Raw genomic sequence first — 18488 nt, forward strand, 5'->3', positions numbered from 1 at the left:
TTGACCCCGGCTATCGCGTTACCCAGGCGCCGCTCGGCGCGCTCGCTGCCGGTGACATCCGCTGCGAGCAGTTGCAGATTGCCGGAGATGACCTGCAGCAAGTTGTTGAAGTCGTGCGCCACGCCGCCCGTCAGCTTGCCGATGGTTTCCATTTTCTGCGCTTGCTGGAGCGCCAGTTCGGTGCGTTTCAGCGCTTCTGCTGCTTCGCGATCCGCGGTGATATCGCGACCGACTGCATGAATGAAATGCTCGTCCGGCACCGCCGTCCACGAAAGTGTGACGTATGAACCATCGCGCCGCTGGTATCGATTGATGAACTTGAATGTGCGCACGCCCTCGGCGAGCTCGCCCACTTCGCTGAGCGTGCGGGCGCGGTCTTCCGGATGCACGAAGTCGAGAAACGAGCGGCCGAGCAAGGCCTTTTCGTCCCAGCCGAGAAGCTGCTTCCACGCAGGATTCACCGACACGATGTTCGCCTCGAAATCCGCAACCAGCATGATGTCCGTTGAAAGGCGCCACATCCGGTCGCGATCCGCGATGCTCTCGGCGACCTGCTGCTCGAGCGATTTGTTCAGACGCTCGAGTGCGCGCGATGCCGATTTCTGGTCTTCGATATCCGTGTTGGTTCCGACCCAGCGCGCGATGTAGCCGGCGTTGTCGTGAATGGGAAGCGCGCGGGCTAGATGCCAGCGGTACACACCATCGGCCTGGCGAATCCGGAACTCGCGCTCGTAGGTCGTGCCCGACGCCACTGCCTCGCGCCAGTACGCAACAGCCGACTCGACGTCATCCGGATGCACGATCCTGCCCCACGCCCCGCCGTCCAGATCGCCGTGCTTCTCGCCGCTGTACTCATAGACACGGTCGTTGAACCACTCGAGTTCGCCGTCGCTGCGGGCAGCCCAGACCTGGTTCGGCATGGCCTGCGCAAAGGTACGGAATTTCTCTTCGCTTTCATGAACCGCGCGTTCCGCGATCATCCGGTCCGTGACATCGGTTCCCTGAATGAAGATACCGATCACTTCGCCCGCTTCGTTGCGAACCGGCTGATAGACGAAGTCGACATAGCGCTGTTCGGCAGGCGCCCCGGGCAGCCGGTTCAGCACGATGGCTTGCGCGCTGCCGGATACCGGCGTGCCGGAGGCGTACACGCGGTCCATGATCTGCACAAAGCCCTGCTTCTCGAGTTCTGGCAACCCTTCCTGCACCGTCTTGCCGATGACGATGCGGTCGCCGACCAACTGGGTGAAAGCCGCGTTCGTCAACTCGAAGACGTGCTCGGGACCGGTCAGCATCGCCATGAAGCCGGGCGCCTGCTGAAACATCCGGCGCAAACGTTCGCGCTCGCCGCTCAGCCAGCGCTCCGCACGCACCTTCGCGGTCGTCTCCACCACGATCGCAATGACGCCGACAGGGACGCCGTTTTCACCGAGGATGGGCGAGTAGTCGAGGTTCATCCACACCTGTTCGCCACGGCCATGCCGGTGCAGCGTGAGTTCCTGGTCCTCGTAACGCAGCGTCCGGCCGGACAGTCCGACCTTCATGACGTTGTCGTTGAAATCGGCGATCTCCGACCAGCCTTCGCGCACGTTCGATCCCAGCAATTGCGGGTGCCGGCCGCCGGCGAACACGGAGTAAGCGTCGTTATAGAGCATGACGCCTTCCTCGCCCCACAAGGTCACGATGGGAACGGGCGACTGCAGGATCAGCGAGATCGTGTTCGTGAGCGTCGTCGACCAGCCGCCGATCGGACCCAGTGGCGTGCCCGACCAGTCCTTCGAAGCAATGATTTTTGCGACCTCCCCGCCTCCGGCGAGAAAGGCGTGACTGGGGCTGGCGGTCGGTTGTCTGTCGTTCATGAGGCAACGTATTTAATAACGGACGCGGAAAAACTCGCGGTTCGGATGACCAAGAATCGAAAGATCTGAAAGCTCTGTTTATTGGACGTTATTTTACCTTTGTCATCGCGGCAAAATCGAATTTCCGGTAGCAGTAAAAATGCCCGGTTACTTGTCTGCGCTTGCTGTCTGTCACTCGGTAGGGGTCTGCGTGTGCGTCTTACGCGGTTGTTTAACGCGATCCGCGCATGTTCGCGCAGCTAAGGAGCGTCTGAATAGCTGCAGGCGTCCATAAACCCCGGATTTTGAACGTCGCGTCCATATCCGCCCCTTACAGGGCATGCCTTGCGCGCCTCACCGCGATGTAACCGCTGGAAAGCATCACGAGCATGAAAGCTTTCGGACTGGCGATTGCTGGGTCCCACCTGTTAGCAGATCCCGACGCGAACGCCGTCAAACCACAATCCCGTTTGAAATCAAAGCCCACGCAATGAAGAAGCCGAAACTCGTTTTATCGATGAACCAGCTCAAGAGCAGGTCACCGGGCGGCGCCATGAGCGCCGAGGATTTTGCGATCTATGCGTCATATCAGATCAATGCGGGTGGTTTGTTCGTTGGAACACTGAAGGTCGTCCGGAAAACCGATGGCCGCATGCTGTTTCCGTTCCAGGGCGCGCCGGTCCTTGGGCCCTATCCGTCCCGCCAGGAGGCCAGGGAAGCGGCCGCGGACCATGGTGAGTTGATCGTCAAGAGCGATATCGCCAACCCGGAATCCTGAAACCGTCGGCGAAAAAACGCCGGGTGAATCCGGCGAATTTCATTCACTACGCGATCGTCTGCGTCGCGACCTCGTCGACGGCCTGCTTCACGATACCCACGATCTCATCGACATCCGCCTGCGTAGTGATCAACGGCGGCGCAAATCCGAGGATGTCACCGTGCGGCATCGCGCGTGCGATCACCCCGCGCTTCAAGGCCGCCGCCGACACTTTCACGCCGACTTTCAGTGCGGCTTCGAAAGGCGTACGGCCATCTTTATCGGCCATGAATTCGAGCGCCGCCAGCATGCCGGTATTGCGCACCTCGCCCACCAGCGGATGCTGGTCGAACGCCGCATGTAATTGAGCGCCGAGATAAGCACCGACGTCTGCAGCATTCTTCGTGAGATTTTCGCGCTCCAGGATGTTCAGGTTGGCGATGGCCGCCGCTGCGCAGATGGGATGGCCGGAATAGGTCCAGCCGTGACCCATTGGACCGTGTTCCTGGGAGCCCTTCTCGATGACATCCCACACACGTTCACCCACGACCACACCCGAGAGCGGCGCATAAGCGCTCGTCAGGCCCTTCGCGATGGTAATCAAATCCGGTTGCATGCCGTAGTGCTGCGCGCCCATCTTTGAGCCGATCCGGCCGAAGCCGCATACCACTTCGTCGGAGATCAGCAGGATGTCGTGTTTCTTCAGTACTTGCTGGATCGCGGCCCAATAGCCTTCCGGCGGCGCAATGATGCCCCCCGTCCCCATGACCGGCTCGCCGATGAACGCCGCGATGGTATCGGCGCCTTCACGCGCGATCAGCTTTTCGAGCTCGTCGACACAATATGAAACGAACTGTGCTTCGCTCATGCCGGCAGGCGCCTTGCGATACCAGTGCGGGCACACGGTATGTTTCACACGATCGACCGGCAGGTCGAAGTGCTGATGAAAGCTTGGCAAACCGGTGAGGCTTCCGGTGACGATGCCCGATCCGTGGTAGCCGCGTTCGCGCGAGATGATCTTCTTTTTGTTCGGATACCCAAGTATGTTGTTGTAGTACCAGACAATCTTGATCTGTGTCTCGTTCGCGTCCGAACCGGACATGCCGTAATAGACCTTTTTCATGCCTGGCGGCGACCAGTCGATGATGCGCGACGACAGCTCGATGATCGTGTCGGTCGAGTGGCCTACGTATGTGTGATAGTAGGCGAGTTTTTTTGCTTGTTCGTAGATGGCGTCGGCGATCTCTGTGCGGCCGTAGCCTACGTTGACGCAGTACAGGCCTGCGAAGGCGTCGATGTAGCTCTTTCCTTCGTGGTCCTCGATGCGGATACCGCTCGCGCTTTTGATGATCTTGCCGGGAAGCGCGCCTGTGGCGTGATCGTGGGCGTGGGTGGAGGGGTGCATGAAGTGTGCACGGTCTTCGGCGAATTGTTGTTCCAATTGTTGCGGCATTGGATAATCCTTTTCTGTTGATTTGGTTGTGAGTTGGGAATTTGAGTCTGGTTGTTTCGGTTGTTGCGAGGTTGCTGCTTTCCGGGCCCTCGCGCCCTAAAGAGCAACAACCCGGCGCACCCATAACCTAGAACCCATTGACCGAGACCCTCGCAAAGTCAACCCTCTGCGACGCTCCTGAATGCAATGAACTGCAATCATTGTCACCGCCTCCGCAATATGACTTTTTTGACTGCGCGACTTACGCCTGGTGTTTTTTCTGTTCTTCAGCAAGTTGCGACGAGTTTTTCCTGAACATCGAACAGGCGTCGCCGCAGGCGTTCTTCGACGCAAGGCAAAACAAACGAACCCACCAGTTCCTGCGCGCAGTCAGAGCCGACGTGACGGCCGCAGCGCGCCGACGCAAATAAAAATATAATCGCCACGACCGGTATGGCTTCCTCGTGGGCGCCGACGCGTTCAACCTTGAACCCGAGGCAAGCCGATGGCCAACGCAAACGCTCCACCCGCCGCCGGCAACATGGCCGTGCTCATTGTCGCGATCCTGGGGTCGAGCATGGCGTTCATCGATGGAACGATCGTGAACGTCGCGCTGCCCGCGTTACAGAGCGGCCTGCATGCAAGCTCGAGCAATCTCCAATGGGTTGTCGAGGCGTATGCGCTGTCCTTGTCGTCCCTGCTGCTCGTCGGCGGCTCCATGGGCGATATTTACGGCCGAAGAAAAATCTTCCTGCTGGGCGTGTTGTTGTTCGCCGCCGGCTCCGCATGGTGTGGATTCGTCTCGACTGTCAATGCGTTGATACTCGCGCGGGGCGTACAGGGCATTGGCGCCGCGTTCCTCGTTCCCGGAAGTCTCTCGCTTATCAGCGCCGCCTATCCCGCCGAGCAACGCGGGCGTGCGATCGGAACGTGGTCGGGCTTCACGGCCATTACAGCATCCATAGGTCCCGTTCTCGGCGGCTGGCTCGTCGAACATATCTCCTGGCGCGCGGTGTTTTTCATCAACGTGCCGCTCGCGGCGCTCGTCATATGGATGACGATCCGGCACGTGCGCGAAAGCCGCAACATGCTCATTTCCAGCGCGCTCGACTGGCCCGGCGCACTGCTCGCATGCGCAGGTCTGGGCGGCGTCACCTATGCGTTGATCGAAGGCGTGAACGGCGGAAAGAGCGTGGCTATCGCCGCCCTGGCGGGCGTTGCTGCATTGGCGGGATTTGTTATGGTCGAAGCGCGTTCCTCATCGCCGATGGTGCCGCTGACGCTGTTCAAGTCACGAACATTCAGCGGCGCGAACCTGATCACGCTTTTCCTGTATGCGGGCCTGGGCGGCGTTCTCTATTTTCTTCCGCTCAATCTGATCCAGGTACAGCATTATTCGGCAACACAAGCTGGAGCGGCGCTATTGCCGCTGATCCTCATCATCTTCCTGCTTTCGCGCTGGTCGGGGGGATTGATTGCACGGTACGGATCTAAAGGCCCCTTGACGATTGGGTCACTTATCGTGGCACTCGGATTCGGGTCGCTTGCATGGCCTGGAATAGGTGGATCGTATTGGGCTACTTTTTTTGCGCCTCTCGTCATTCTCGGATTAGGGATGGCTATTTGCGTTGCGCCGCTGACCACGTCGGTCATGAACGCAGCGCCGGAAAATCAATCCGGCGTGGCATCCGGCGTGAACAATGCGGTATCGCGTGTTGCCGGTTTGATCGCGGTTGCGCTGTTTGGTTTGATCCTCTCAGCGACCTTCAACCATTCCCTGGATTCACGCCTTGGACCATTAGGGCTTTCGCAAGCAGAGCGTCATCAAGTCGATGAACAACGTCCCTTGCTTGCCGCGGCGACCAGTTCGAACGCCCGGATCATACGGGCAGTCGATGAGTCGTTCGTGGCGGGATATCGGGTGGTCGTGAGTCTTGCAGCCATTCTTGCCTTAGCAAGCGCCGTCGGCGCCGTGTTATTCCTTGAGGCGCCACTTACGGGGAAACGCGCCAAGACTTGATAATCTGGCTTAAGTCGACTCAGCAAAGAAACCCAGATATTGAAACGACTCGCCATTTTGCTTGGTGCAAAACACGCTTGACGCTCCAATAGACGTCAGCGTCTCCACCGTCTCCCGACGGTTCGATGCCACTTTCCAATCGGGCACGAAGACAGTTGCATCACCCGTCTTCCGCGCAAGCTTCAACGCAGCAATCGACTGCTCGCGCGGCGGCGAATAGATCGTCAATCCTTCGTTGGCGAGTGCTGCCGTATCGATTCCCAGATGTGCGCAGGCAAGCGCCTTGGTGCCGGTATCGCCGGCATCGGCCGTGCGCGATTTGTCGATCAGGGCCGCAGTCTGCACATCCACTATCCTGTGCGCGCGCATCAGAAGGGGCTTGTCTGGCGCCCACGCTTCGGGCGGACACGCCTTCTGTTGCGGGTTCAGTTCGATAAACGGATTCACCTCGGCCGGATAAATACGGCAGACGTTCGGCCGTTCTTCGTACACGCCGCAACTCAGATTCGGCAGCAAATGCGGGCATGCGCCTTCGAATGCGGCCGCGATGACGACCACAATGCGAACTGGCAATGCGCCGCTCGATGCCGCAAACGACCTGCGGCGTTTGTGTTGCGCGAGCAAATTGTCCTCGGCCGGTTCGTCGGGCCAAGGAACTGCTTCGCACAGGAACTGGACGTCATCACCGCGTTCAAGCCAGACCAGTGCTTCGCTGACACTTAGCGGCAGCTTGAGGTCATGACAGCATTTGCCGCACATGGTGCATTCGAAGTTTAAATCCATGTTTGCGCTCTGCTTTCGGAAGGCATCTGTAAAAGGATTGTCAGGCTGCCCCGTGTCCGGTTCTACGGGCGCACTCGCTAGTTCGACCAAGTGCGCTCAACGGTTACAGCAACGCGAAAATTTTCGTGCGAGCCGATTCTATTCTTTTCAAGGAGCTTTGCACGGACAGCAATTGCGCGGCGCATCAGCGCGATGCCAGGTAAATATGCCGCCGCTGTAACCAGCTTCACGGACACGACGAACTAAGGTCAGATCCACCACAGATGCAAATCCAACTGACCAGATAAGGAGGGGTACACGTGTTCAAGAAACTCACAATGGCGACCGGTGTTGTGACACTCGTCGCTGCCTGCGGCGGCGGCAATGATTCCGCGCCTGCCGTATCGCAGCTTTTCGCACAGACGAACGATTCCACGAATGCGGTCGTGCATTTCATCCGCAACGCCGATGGCACATTGACGAAACAACCCGCCGTGCTCACCGGAGGCAAAGGAACGAACGGCGTCAACTATTTCATGGGGAACATCGTGGCGCCCGATGCGTTGACGAGTAACCATAGCGTCATCACCAGCACTGACGGCTCGCAGCTTTTCGTTGCCAACGCCGGCGACAATACCGTGAGCACATTTTCCATCGACAAGACGTCGGGCACGCTCACGCTTCTCGCAGTGTCGCCGACAGGCGGCACCCGACCGACGTCCCTCGCCTTTGCAAACAATGTGCTTTACGTCACGCATCAGCAAGGCGTGAATGAGCTGGGCGCATATCGCGTTGGGTCGGATGGCAAACTGACATCGATTGGAACCTACCCCGTCGTCCAGCAAGACGCCCTTCCAACCGAAGTCAGCGTCAGCCCCGACGGCAAGTTTGTTATTGTGAACGGCTTTCTGAAAACACTGACGCCAGTACAGCCCGCCAATGCGTTGCTGGCTTACCCCATCAACGCCGACGGAACACTGGGACAAGTGGTGAGTTCAACCTCGGTAGGTGTAGGGCCGTTCGGAGGAGTCTTTGGTCAAGGCGCTCAGGCAGGCGTGTACGCCACGAGCGACGCCGCGGGCGGCACGGCCAGTTCGTACTCATTCGCGAGCAGCGGCAGCTTTACTCCGCTAAGCGGGCCTGTCGCGGTGACAGGGCGGGCAGCGCCTTGCTGGATTGCAATAACGCCTGACAACAAGTTCGTCTACGTAAGCAGTGGCAGCGGAGCGATCTCGTTGTTCTCGCTCGACGGCAATGGCAAGCTCTCATTGGCCAATGCATCGGCTGCGAGCGAACCGCCGGTGTTATCGACTACATCCGGCTTCGCGAACGATTCGTGGGTCAGTCCGGACGGCAAGTTCCTTTATCAGGACTACGCCGGCGACGACAAGATCGTTGCGTATTCGATCGACGTGAACGGGACGCTCACCAAGCTTGGTGAGCAACCGGCGAACACCCAATCGAAGATAAGTTTGCAGGGCCTGACTGGCACCTGAGTCATCCCTTGGCATGGCGGCACGATTCAGGCCGCCATGCAATTGGCGATCAACGCTGCGCAATGCTTGCGTCTGCGGCGGGAGCGTCACCCCAGCCACCGCCCAACGCCCGTATCAGGTTCACCGTCGCTACCGCCTGCACGCCGGAGAGCTGCACCGCAGCACGTTGAGATTGCAACGCAGTACGTTCGGCATCGATCACATCGAGGTAATTCACTGCGCCCTCCTTGTATTGCGTCCTCGATAAACTCGCAGCCCGGTTCGACGCACTCACCGCCTCCGCTTCCGTTCGCGTCTGATCTTCCAGAATCCGCAAGTCGGAGAGGTTGTCTTCGACTTCCTGGAACGCAACCAGTACGTGCTGCCGATAATTCGCCGCGTCTTCCTCGAATACGGCGCGCGCGTTCGCGAGGTTGCCCTTGCGGCGCCCACCATCGAAGAGCGGTACAGTAAGCGCCGTTCCGACCAGCGGCCCTAAAAGAAACGCTCGGCTCGACCACTTGAAGAGATCGCCCAGCGTGGCCGACTCCACGCCTGCCGCGCCAGTCAGTGTCAGCGATGGGAAATATGCCGACTTCGCCACGCCTATCCGCGCATTCGCTGCTGCCATCGCGCGTTCCGCCGCTGCAATGTCAGGCCTGCGTTCCAGCAATGAGGACGGCAAGCCAGGAGGCACACGAATCTGCACCGGCACGAGGGGATTCGCCGCCATCGAGAACTGCGCCGGCGCTTTGCCGAGCAGGACCGCCAGGCTATGCTCCGACGACGCACGCAAGCGCTGGGCAGTCATGGCATCGGAACGGGCTGTTGCAAGTTCGGACTTCGCGCGGGCCACATCGAGTTCGCTGATATCGCCCTCATTGAAGCGATGCTGCACCAACGCCAGCGTCTGTTCGCGCAGCGAAACTGTGCGCGTGTAGACATCGAGTTCGGAATCCAACTCGCGCAAGTTGAAGTAGTTCTGAGCCACGTCTGCTTGCATAGCAAGTTGCACGGATCTCAGCAAGCCCTCGCTTTGCTGCGAGTCCGCACTTGCAGCCTTGACCGAATCCGATACACGCCCGAAGAGATCCACTTCATAAGACGCAGTCGCTTGCGCGCGCCACAAGGTCTGGGACGGCACGTCGATACCATCAGGTTGCAGCAACGACGCCGGCGTGACTTTCTCGCGCGTCGGACCGAAGCCTGCATCTATGGTCGGGAACAAGCCGGCACGCGCCGTTTGCTGGATGGCGCGCGACTCCCTGACTCGCGCCACCGCCGCCTTGAGGTTCTGGTTGGCATCGAACGCCTGCTGCTCCAGGTCGTTCAGCGTGGCGTCATCGAAGATGCTCCACCATTGGCCGCGTGCAACCTGATCGGACGGCTGCGCCGTCTTCCATGTTCCAGACTGGGCGGGACTCAAGGGCGTTTCCTTGAATGCCTCCGGCGCATTCACATCCGGCTTTTCATAAACGGGGGCAAGCGAGCAGCCGGCGAAAATCATCAGGGACGCCAGCAAGCCCGAGAGCGTCATGGTTCCAGTCGTCATTTCTCAGGCCTCCACTGAAGCGTCGATACCGCGCATATGCGGATGCTTGCCATGCTTGTCCACCACGTGTTCGTTGCCCGCGAGCTTGCGCAGCACGACGTAGAACACGGGCGTGAGCAAGAGCCCGAACAGCGTGACGCCAAGCATGCCGAAGAACACGGCGATACCCATCGCGCGGCGCATCTCGGAGCCTGCGCCTGAAGAAGTCACCAGCGGCACCACGCCCATGATGAAAGCAATCGATGTCATCAGGATTGGCCTGAGCCGCAAACGGCTCGCCTCGATGGCCGCTTCAATGATGGTTCGCCCCTGCATTTCGAGCTCCCTTGCGAACTCCACGATCAGAATCGCATTTTTCGCCGACAAGCCCACCAGCACCATCAGGCCGATCTGCGTGAAGATGTTGTTGTCGCCATGCGTCAGCCAGACCCCGAGCAACGCGGAGAAAATGCTCATCGGTACGATCAGGATCACCGCGAGCGGCAAGGTCAGGCTCTCATACAGCGCGGCGAGCACGAGGTACACGAGCAGCACGCTGATCGGGAACACCACCAGCGCCGCGTTGCCGGCCAGCTCCTGCTGATACGTCAGGTCGGTCCATTCGAACTTGAAACCGCGCGGCAAGGTTTCGGCGGCGATACGCGCCACGGCCGCCTGGGCCTGACCCGATGAATAACCTGGTGCAGGACCACCGTTGATATCGGCCGCGGTGTAGCCGTTGTAGCGCACGACCATGTCCGGACCGAATGTCGGCGTCACCTTCACGAGCGATGACAGCGGCACCATCTCGCCGTTTGCGTTGCGCGTCTTGAGCAAGCCGATATCTTCAGCGCTGGAACGGAACGGCGCGTCTGCTTGCACCCGCACCTGGTAAACACGGCCGAACTTGTTGAAGTCGTTCACGTAGAACGAACCGAGGTAGACCTGCATCGTGCTGAATACATCGGTAACCGATACACCCAGTTGCTTCGCCTTCACGCGATCCAGATCCACATTGAGTTGCGGCACGTTGATCTGATAGCTCGAGAACGAAGGCCCGAGTTCAGGCGTTTGCGCCGCACGTTTGATGAACGCCTGAGTTGCGTCGTTCAAGGCGGAATAGCCCAATGCCTGATGATCCTCGATCTGCAACTTGAAGCCGCCCAAGGTGCCGAGCCCGAGCACGGGAGGCGGTGGAAACACCGCAATGAACGCACCCTTGATGGTCGAGAAGCGCTTGTTGAGTTCGGCAGCAACATTGGCGGCCGTGATCGAACTGGACTTGCGTTCGTCGAACGGCGTCAGGCCAAAGAAAATAACGGCCGCGCTCGACGAGTTGGTGAAGCCGTTGATCGACAAGCCGGGGAATTGCACGGCCGAGATTGCACCCGGCACGTTCTTGCTGATCTCACCCATCTCACGCACGACCTCTTCCGTGCGATCGAGCGATGCCCCGTTAGGCAACTGGACGATACCCACCAGATATTGCTTGTCCTGCGCGGGTACGAACCCTCCGGGGACGATCTTGCCCATGAGCACCGCGCCGCCGAGCAACACCACATAGATGCCGAGAATCAGCGCCTTGCGATTCACAATGGTCGACACGCCCTTGCTATAGCTTTCCGAACCGCGATGAAACACCTTGTTGAAGAGGCGGAAGAAACCGCCGAACACACGGTCCATGCCGCGCGTGAGCCAATCCTTCGGTTGGTCGTGGCCTTTGAGCAAGAGTGCCGCGAGCGCCGGTGATAACGTCAGCGAGTTGAACGCCGAGATCACCGTGGAGATGGCGATGGTCATCGCGAACTGTTTGTAGAACTGACCCGTCAGGCCCGACATGAAAGCCAACGGCACAAACACCGCGACGAGCGTCAACGCAATCGCGATGATCGGCCCGCTCACCTCCTGCATTGCCTGATACGTGGCGTCACGCGCTGATAACCCGGAAGAGATGTTGCGCTCGACGTTTTCGACGACCACGATCGCATCGTCCACCACAATGCCGATGGCAAGCACCATTCCGAACAGCGATAACGCGTTGATGGAGAACCCGAACGCAAGCAGCAAGGAGAAAGTCCCGACAATCGAAACCGGAACCGCAAGCAAAGGAATGATCGACGCACGCCATGTCTGCAGGAACACGATCACCACCAATACAACCAGTGAGATGGCTTCCAGAAGCGTATGAATTACAGCATCGATACTGGACCGCACGAACTGCGTCGGGTCATAGACGATGTCGTACTTCACGCCCGGCGGCATATCGACCTGCAATTCCTTCATCGTCTTGCGGACCTCGTCAGAAATCTGCAGCGAATTCGCCCCCGGTTGCTGGAAGATCGTCAACGCGACCGCGGACTTGTTGTTGAGCAGCGAACGGCGCGCATAGTCCGATGCTGCGAGCTCCACGCGCGCAACATCGTGCAGGTGCGTGACAGCGCCATCGGGCGATGTCTTCAGCACGATGTCGCGGAACTCCGCTTCGGTCTGCAAGCGCCCTTGCGTATTGACGTTCAATTGCAGCGGAACACCGGGCAAAGTCGGCGACGACCCGATCACGCCTGCCGCGACCTGCACGTTCTGCTCACGGATGGCGTTGACCACGTCGGTAGCGGTCATGTTGCGTTGCGCGACCTTCAGCGGGTCGAGCCATACGCGCATGGAATAGTCGCCGGCACCCCACAGGTCGACCTGTCCCACGCCCTGGATTCGCTCGAGCCGGTCCTTGACGTTGATCAGCGCATAGTTGCGAAGATAGGTTCCTTCATAACGATCGTTCGGCGAGATCAAATGCACGACCATGGTGAGGGTGGGCGACGACTTGATCGTCGTCACGCCGAGACGGGTCACGTCTTCAGGCAACCGCGGAAGCGCTTGCGATACCCGGTTCTGCACGAGTTGCTGCGCCTTGTCCGGGTCCACGCCGAGCTTGAACGTGACCGTCAGCGTCAGCTTGCCGTCGCTGTTCGCCTGCGACTGCATGTACAGCATGTCCTCGACGCCATTGATCTGCTCCTCGAGCGGAGACGCAACCGTCTCCGCGATCACTTTCGGATTGGCGCCCGGATATTGCGCATTCACGATCACCGACGGGGGCACGACCTCCGGATATTCCGAGATCGGCAAGTTGAACATGGCGATCACCCCGGCAAGCAGGATGATCATCGACAACACGCCCGCAAAGATCGGACGGTCGATAAAAAACTTGGAGATGTTCATGACGGTATCTTTATTTGCGTTGGAAACACGTCCTAAGAAGCGTTCCTGGGCGTGGGCGACGCGCTCGACATGGCTACGGCGTTTGGCTTGATCACGTCATTGGGACGTACGCGCTGCAAGCCGTTGACCACGATCCGATCACCCGGCTGAAGACCCTTGACGATCACGCGCAGCCCTTCGCTCTGCGTGCCAAGCGTGACCTCGCGGTATTGCGCGCGGTTGTCGTGATCGACGATCATCACGAACTTCTTGTCCTGATCCGTTCCGATGGCCGCGTCGTCGACCAGCACTGCCGCGTGCGGTGCGCCGCCGCCCACCTTCACACGCGCGTAGAGTCCGGGAAGCAAGGCGCCATCGGCATTGTCGAATCGTGCGCGCACGCGGATCGTTCCCGAGCCTGTATCCAGGCGGTTATCGACCGAATCCACCTTGCCGTCGCGCGAGTAGCCGTCTTCGTTGGCAAGGCCAAGGGACACCGGGACGCTCGCGCGCGAGTCGTGGCTGAGATAACGCAGATATGTTTGCTCGTCGACGTCGAAGGATGCATAGATCGGCGAAACCGAGACCAGCGTCGTCAGCAAAGGTGCACCCGATCCAGTCGAAACGATGTTGCCCACCGTCATCTCGGCACGCGATACCCGACCCGAGACAGGCGCCACGATGTTCGTGTATCCGAGATTGATCCGCGCCGTTTCAAGCGCCGCTTGTGCACCCTTCAGATTTGCCTGCGCCTCGCGTGCGGCGTTTTGCGCCTGATCGTAATCGCGCTTGGCGATGGCGTTATCGGCGAGCAAACGATCTGCGCGGGCCGCATCCGTGGAGGTGTAGCCGTTGCGCGCCTGAGCCGCAGCCAGTTGCGCCGACGCACGATCCACTTCCGCCACATAAGGACGCGGATCGATCGTGAACAGCGGATCGCCCTTCCTGACTAAAGCGCCGTCCTTGAAATGCACCGCTACAATGGTCCCGGGAACGAGGGGTCGGATCTCGACCTTATCGATAGCCTCGAGGCGTCCGGAATAGCTTTGGTAATCCGTTATGGATTTGGCGACCACCGCGGCGACATCGACTTCCGTGGGCGGCGCTGCGCTTGCTGCGGCAACCGCGGCGCTGACAGGCGAATCGCCGTGACCATGGAATGCGGCCAGCGCGCCGGCGCCAACAAGAACGACGGTTGCGCCAAGCACTGCATATTTGCGCTTTCGCGGTTGGGACATTTGCGTGAACATTTTTTGCTCCGATTTGAATCGCTAAGAAGGCTCAGCGTCTCTGCGCTTTTGCAGGCAGCCGCTTTTTAAAGAAGCTCACGACATCAGCGAGCGCCGCTGGATGCGTTCCCAGTTCGTGGTGAGATGCATTGCCGTGCCGCATGACCTCGGTAGGCACCCCTGCCGCGATGAGTTCGCTTGCATATTTTTCGGCTTCAACATGCAACAGGTCGTGCTGAGCGCTCGCAATCAGCGCGGGCGGCAAGCCTGCAAGCCTGCGCGATTCAATTGGCGCTGCATACGGATGCAACCATTGCGATGCATTGGGCAAGTACGCGCGATAACACTGAGCGCATTCACTCGCACCCAGATCGGGATCGACGATTTCTTTTTCGTCGGCCATGCGTGTCATGCTTGGATCGAGCAAAGGCGCAAGCAGCGCTTGAGCGGCGAAAACAAATTCACCGCGATCGCGGGCGACAGCCGCAAGACATGTCGCCAGATTGCCGCCGGCATCGTGGCCCGCAACACCAATGCGCTTTGCATCCGCTCCTTGCGCACGAGCATTTGCGACCACCCATTGCGTGGCGCGATAACCATCTTCGAGAGCCGCAGGAAATGGAAAGGCGGGCGACAACGAATAACCGACCGAGACCACCCACGCCGGCGTCTCGCGTGCAATAGCGCTAGCAGCAGCGTCCGCCATGTCCAGCGACCCGCGCACAAAACCGCCTCCGTGAAAATAGATGACGATCGGCAAGAGCGCTCCTTTTGACGCGGGGTGATAGCTGCGCAAGCGAATGAGCTGCGCGTGACCGGTAATGGAAACCTCTTCGATGCTAAGCGTCGAATCCCTCGTCGATTGCATGTTTCGTGTGACGTGTAAGCGTCATTCCGCCAAAGTTGCGATGTGGCGGATTGTGGACTTCAGCGCAATTCTGATAAATGGTTATAATCCAGAACACAATTCGCTCGCCTGGAACAATCGGGACTCCATCAAGTCCGGCGCGATCGAACCTGCCCATTTCTGCTTGAAAAAGTGAGACAACATGGACCGGCTACAGGCAATGCAGGTGTTCACGAAGATCGTGGAGATGAACAGTTTTTCGCGCGCCGCAGACTCGCTAAATCTCCCCCACGCGTCCACCACGACCATCATCAAGAATCTCGAAGCGCATTTGCGGGTGCGCCTGATGCAACGCACGACACGGCGCCTGAACCTCACGCCCGAAGGCGCGGAATACTACGAACGCTGCATACACATCCTCGCCGAGATAGACGAGACGGAAGACGCGTTATCGAATACGGGAAAAGGGCCACGCGGCAAGCTGCGTATCGACATGCCCGGCTCCGTCGGGCGGCTGGTCGTGATGCCGCGGCTGCCCGAATTTCGCGAGCGTTATCCGGACATCGAATTGATGGTCGGTTTCGGCGATAAACCCGTGGACCTCGTGCAGGAAGGTGTCGACTGTGCAATTCGAGTCGGAGAGCTGGAGGATTCGAGCCTTGTGGCGAGACGTCTTGGTGTGCTTCAGACATTGACAGCAGCAAGTCCCGCCTACATAGAACAATATGGCGAACCCACGAGTCTGGACAATCTGCGTCAGCATCACGCCGTGCAATATTTTTCGAACGGCACGGGCCGCATGAACGAAATGAGCTTTGTGATCGACCAGGAGACGACATCGGTCAAGATGCGCGGCACGCTTGCGGTCAACGATGGCGACGCCTATGTGATGTGCGGCGTTCAGGGAGCCGGGATCATCCAGTCACCTCGGTTCATGTTGTTGCCGCACTTGCGCTCGGGTGCGCTAGTGGAAGTATTACCGCAATGGAAACCCGCGCCCATGCCGATTGCCGCGGTTTATCCGCATAACCGGCATCTCGCACCGAAGGTTCGCGTCTTCGTGGAGTGGATTGCTATGTTGTTCGAGAGCTGCCCGCTGATGTCGAGTGTCGTCGATCAGGAAGGCCGTTGCGTCATTGCTGACGCGCAGTACGGTCTGGCGCCATACACCAATGCGCATGCTGTCGATGCAACTGTCGAAGCATTCGCCTGAACTGAACCGCGGTCTCGCCAAGACTCAAATCTCCGATTGTTCGTGACATCGGAAGAATCAATTCGCTGCAAGCGTATTTATCCACGGTCGTGTTTTGTTTAAGGTGTTGGCTGATGCACCAGCGCTTGACGGCGCCTGCACAACACCTTTTACCGTGGAGATCACTCCTCTCCTTGTCTCTTCACGGTCGGCCCCGGATCTGCCCAAGAGATCCGGGGCTTTTTTCTTTGGTGTATCGCCGGTTCATTCGCGTGGACAAAAAAATGCCTCGTGGTTTTATCCACGAGGCATTCAAGGCTTTCTTCACGCACCGCCAGTCCTGCTCACGGTGCGTCGAAAGTCTGCTGCGCAAAAACTGCCTTGCTTCTTATTGCCCCGTATATCCGACCGGCACCGTCGAGTTGGCCTTCGCAACCGTCGCGTTGTTCGACACGATGTACTGCGGGACCTCGGTGAGGGTTAGCGTCGCCTTGCCGTTGGTATAGGGAACCGTGCTTACGTTTCCATAGCCATCGATCTTGGTGACGTTGCCCGACGTGCCGGCATTGTCGACTTGCAGCGAATAAGCGCTCGTGTACGTCTGGCTGTACTGGCCACCAGTTGCCGGCCATTGCGCATTGCTGTGCGTCCATGCTGCGGTCACGACCTTGCCGTTGCCGAGTTGCTGGAACGCATAAGCAAACGTTCCCGACGGCGTGCCGTTGACGCGGCCCAGCGTGTTCGTGCCGTCCAGTGCACGCGTCATCGTGGCGAATGCCATGGCTTCAGGCTTCGGCGACAAGTTCGTCGCACCAAAAGAGCCTTGTGCGTTGTTCAGGTCGAAGAATGATCCATAGCCCACTTCGCCCGGATAGTCGGGGCCGAAGAACAGCGTGGTGACCTGTGCGCCGCCGCCCAATGTGATGATGTGTGCACGCGCACCAACTGCCGCATGAGCAAACAACTGGTTCGCCGACGGTACCGTGGGCCCGTAGTTGAGACCCGGGTCGTAGCTCACGCCTGCTTCCGTGAAGAACAACTTCATGTTCGGCTTGCCTGCCTGCATGACAGCGCGCAACTGCGTCATCTGGTTGTCGAGCGCGTTGGCCTGGTTCGCCGGATCCGGATCGGAGTCCTGCAACTCAGGCGGATGCGCCGGAAAAGTGCCTGCGTTCCAGTAACCATGCGTCGAGACTGCATCGATGTAATTCCACAGTCCGAGCGCGCCGAATTTCTTCAGATAGCCCGTCGTGCACGTATCGCAATTCGCGGCGAACGGATTACCCGTGCCCATTACGACTGCGTTCGGATCGGTCGAGTGAATGCCTTCGTAAGCAGCCTTGTACATGGCCACGAAGTTCGCGTCACTGTCTGCCCAGCCGAGGCTCGGCTCCCACGTCACCTGGTAATAGTTCTTCTGCTGGTTCGGGTAATTCGCGGCGCGGATCAGGCTGGTGTCGGTGCCGACCTTCGCCATGAATCGCTGGAATTCCGGCATATTCGACGGCGCGTAGTAGCTGTCGTTGAACTGGCCCGTCTTCGAATCCCATGCAGGCAGTCCATCGAGACGCACAATGCGCATCTGATCAGGGTTGGTCTTGTAGAACGGGTCGAGATCGTTGACGCTTGGCGTGTACGTATCCGGGCCGTTGGGTTCCATTGCCGACACCTGACGATCGTCGATGGTCCACGAAATGCCCAATGCGCGCAACGCGGCGATGTTGCCGTTGAAACCCTGCATGCCGAAGCGATGCTGGTCCTGATGCGCATATGTCACCGTACCGAGCACCGAGCTCAGGTTCGGCAATACGCCGAATGTCGCGATGCCCATTGGACGCGTGCCGCTGCTTGGCAACGTGCCGCCGTGTGACTGCAGGGTCGCGGTAAGCGCGCCGTAGCCAGACCACGTCGATGTACACGAAATGCTGTTCGTCTGCGCGCCGGACTTGACCGGGAAACTGCCCTGCGTCTTGATGGAACCGTTCGAGTCCGCAACGGACCACACAACGGTGTCCGCCGCCGGCGAGTTCGTCGTGATCGCGAGCTTGAACGGTACGTTGTTCTGGAATATACGCAGACCGTCAGTGGTCGGCGTGTCGGCGCTGATCAATCCGCTACCCGAGCCGCCCGCCGTCTGCGTCGGAGAACCGCACGTGATGGCCGATGTGGTCGGGGTCGGTGTCGACGTCGAAGGCGTGGTCGTCGGA

The 18488-nt window shown here is 59.3% G+C and carries 13 protein-coding genes; 5 read left to right on the top strand and 8 right to left on the bottom strand.

All coding sequences use genetic code 11. The features are described from left to right. On the bottom strand, window positions 1-1859 hold a 1859-nt coding region (locus tag ACRXB1_RS11670; RefSeq protein ID WP_449492093.1), incomplete at its 3' end, for a PAS domain S-box protein. 469 nt (window positions 1860-2328) lie between these two features. Here ACRXB1_RS11670 and ACRXB1_RS11675 point away from each other — a divergent pair. Beyond that, entirely contained in the window at window positions 2329-2616 is a 288-nt protein-coding gene (locus tag ACRXB1_RS11675) for a DUF6723 family protein (RefSeq protein WP_449492094.1), read from the top strand. Between the two features lie 46 nt (window positions 2617-2662). Here the strand turns inward: ACRXB1_RS11675 and ACRXB1_RS11680 are convergent, their stop codons facing one another. Beyond that, window positions 2663-4048 carry an aminotransferase gene (locus ACRXB1_RS11680; RefSeq protein WP_449492095.1) on the bottom strand — a complete coding sequence of 462 codons (1386 nt, stop codon included), beginning with the start codon at window positions 4046-4048 and terminating at the stop codon, window positions 2663-2665. A gap of 137 nt (window positions 4049-4185) precedes the next feature. Between ACRXB1_RS11680 and ACRXB1_RS11685 the strand changes: the two genes are divergently transcribed. Further along, window positions 4186-4458 (top strand): hypothetical protein, encoded by a 273-nt coding sequence (locus ACRXB1_RS11685; protein WP_174363878.1) that lies wholly within the window; start codon window positions 4186-4188, stop codon window positions 4456-4458. Between the two features lie 74 nt (window positions 4459-4532). Next, window positions 4533-6047 carry an MFS transporter gene (locus tag ACRXB1_RS11690; RefSeq protein ID WP_449492096.1) on the top strand — a complete coding sequence of 505 codons (1515 nt, stop codon included), beginning with the start codon at window positions 4533-4535 and terminating at the stop codon, window positions 6045-6047. A gap of 9 nt (window positions 6048-6056) precedes the next feature. Here the strand turns inward: ACRXB1_RS11690 and ACRXB1_RS11695 are convergent, their stop codons facing one another. Beyond that, complete coding sequence (locus tag ACRXB1_RS11695; protein WP_075358357.1) at window positions 6057-6830, bottom strand: YkgJ family cysteine cluster protein; 774 nt, start codon at window positions 6828-6830, stop codon at window positions 6057-6059. Window positions 6831-7129: 299 nt separating this feature from the next. On the opposite strand from ACRXB1_RS11695, the gene ACRXB1_RS11700 reads away from it, so the two are divergent. After that, window positions 7130-8305 carry a lactonase family protein gene (locus ACRXB1_RS11700; RefSeq protein ID WP_375508770.1) on the top strand — a complete coding sequence of 392 codons (1176 nt, stop codon included), beginning with the start codon at window positions 7130-7132 and terminating at the stop codon, window positions 8303-8305. Window positions 8306-8354: 49 nt separating this feature from the next. Here the strand turns inward: ACRXB1_RS11700 and ACRXB1_RS11705 are convergent, their stop codons facing one another. Genes ACRXB1_RS11705 through ACRXB1_RS11720 form a run of 4 tightly spaced genes read right to left on the bottom strand, consistent with a single transcriptional unit; the run spans window position 8355 to window position 15110 of the window. Beyond that, on the bottom strand, window positions 8355-9836 hold the full coding sequence (locus ACRXB1_RS11705; RefSeq protein ID WP_449492097.1) for an efflux transporter outer membrane subunit: 1482 nt from the start codon (window positions 9834-9836) through the stop codon (window positions 8355-8357). A 3-nt stretch (window positions 9837-9839) separates the two neighbouring features. Then, window positions 9840-13034: an efflux RND transporter permease subunit gene (locus ACRXB1_RS11710; RefSeq protein ID WP_075358354.1), complete on the bottom strand. Its 3195-nt coding sequence runs from the start codon at window positions 13032-13034 to the stop codon at window positions 9840-9842. Window positions 13035-13066: 32 nt separating this feature from the next. Then, the gene (locus tag ACRXB1_RS11715) at window positions 13067-14251 is read right to left on the bottom strand and encodes an efflux RND transporter periplasmic adaptor subunit (RefSeq protein WP_449492100.1); all 1185 of its coding nucleotides are present in this window, start codon (window positions 14249-14251) and stop codon (window positions 13067-13069) included. A 43-nt stretch (window positions 14252-14294) separates the two neighbouring features. Further along, complete coding sequence (locus ACRXB1_RS11720; RefSeq protein WP_062002086.1) at window positions 14295-15110, bottom strand: alpha/beta hydrolase; 816 nt, start codon at window positions 15108-15110, stop codon at window positions 14295-14297. Between the two features lie 181 nt (window positions 15111-15291). Here ACRXB1_RS11720 and ACRXB1_RS11725 point away from each other — a divergent pair, with 181 nt between their 5' ends. Beyond that, window positions 15292-16302 (top strand): LysR family transcriptional regulator, encoded by a 1011-nt coding sequence (locus ACRXB1_RS11725; protein ID WP_449492098.1) that lies wholly within the window; start codon window positions 15292-15294, stop codon window positions 16300-16302. A 367-nt stretch (window positions 16303-16669) separates the two neighbouring features. Here ACRXB1_RS11725 and ACRXB1_RS11730 read toward each other — a convergent pair. Beyond that, the coding region (locus ACRXB1_RS11730) for a hypothetical protein (protein ID WP_449492099.1) at window positions 16670-18488 on the bottom strand (1819 nt) is incomplete at its 5' end.

The sequence above is a fragment of the Caballeronia sp. M23-90 genome, from assembly GCF_053574605.1.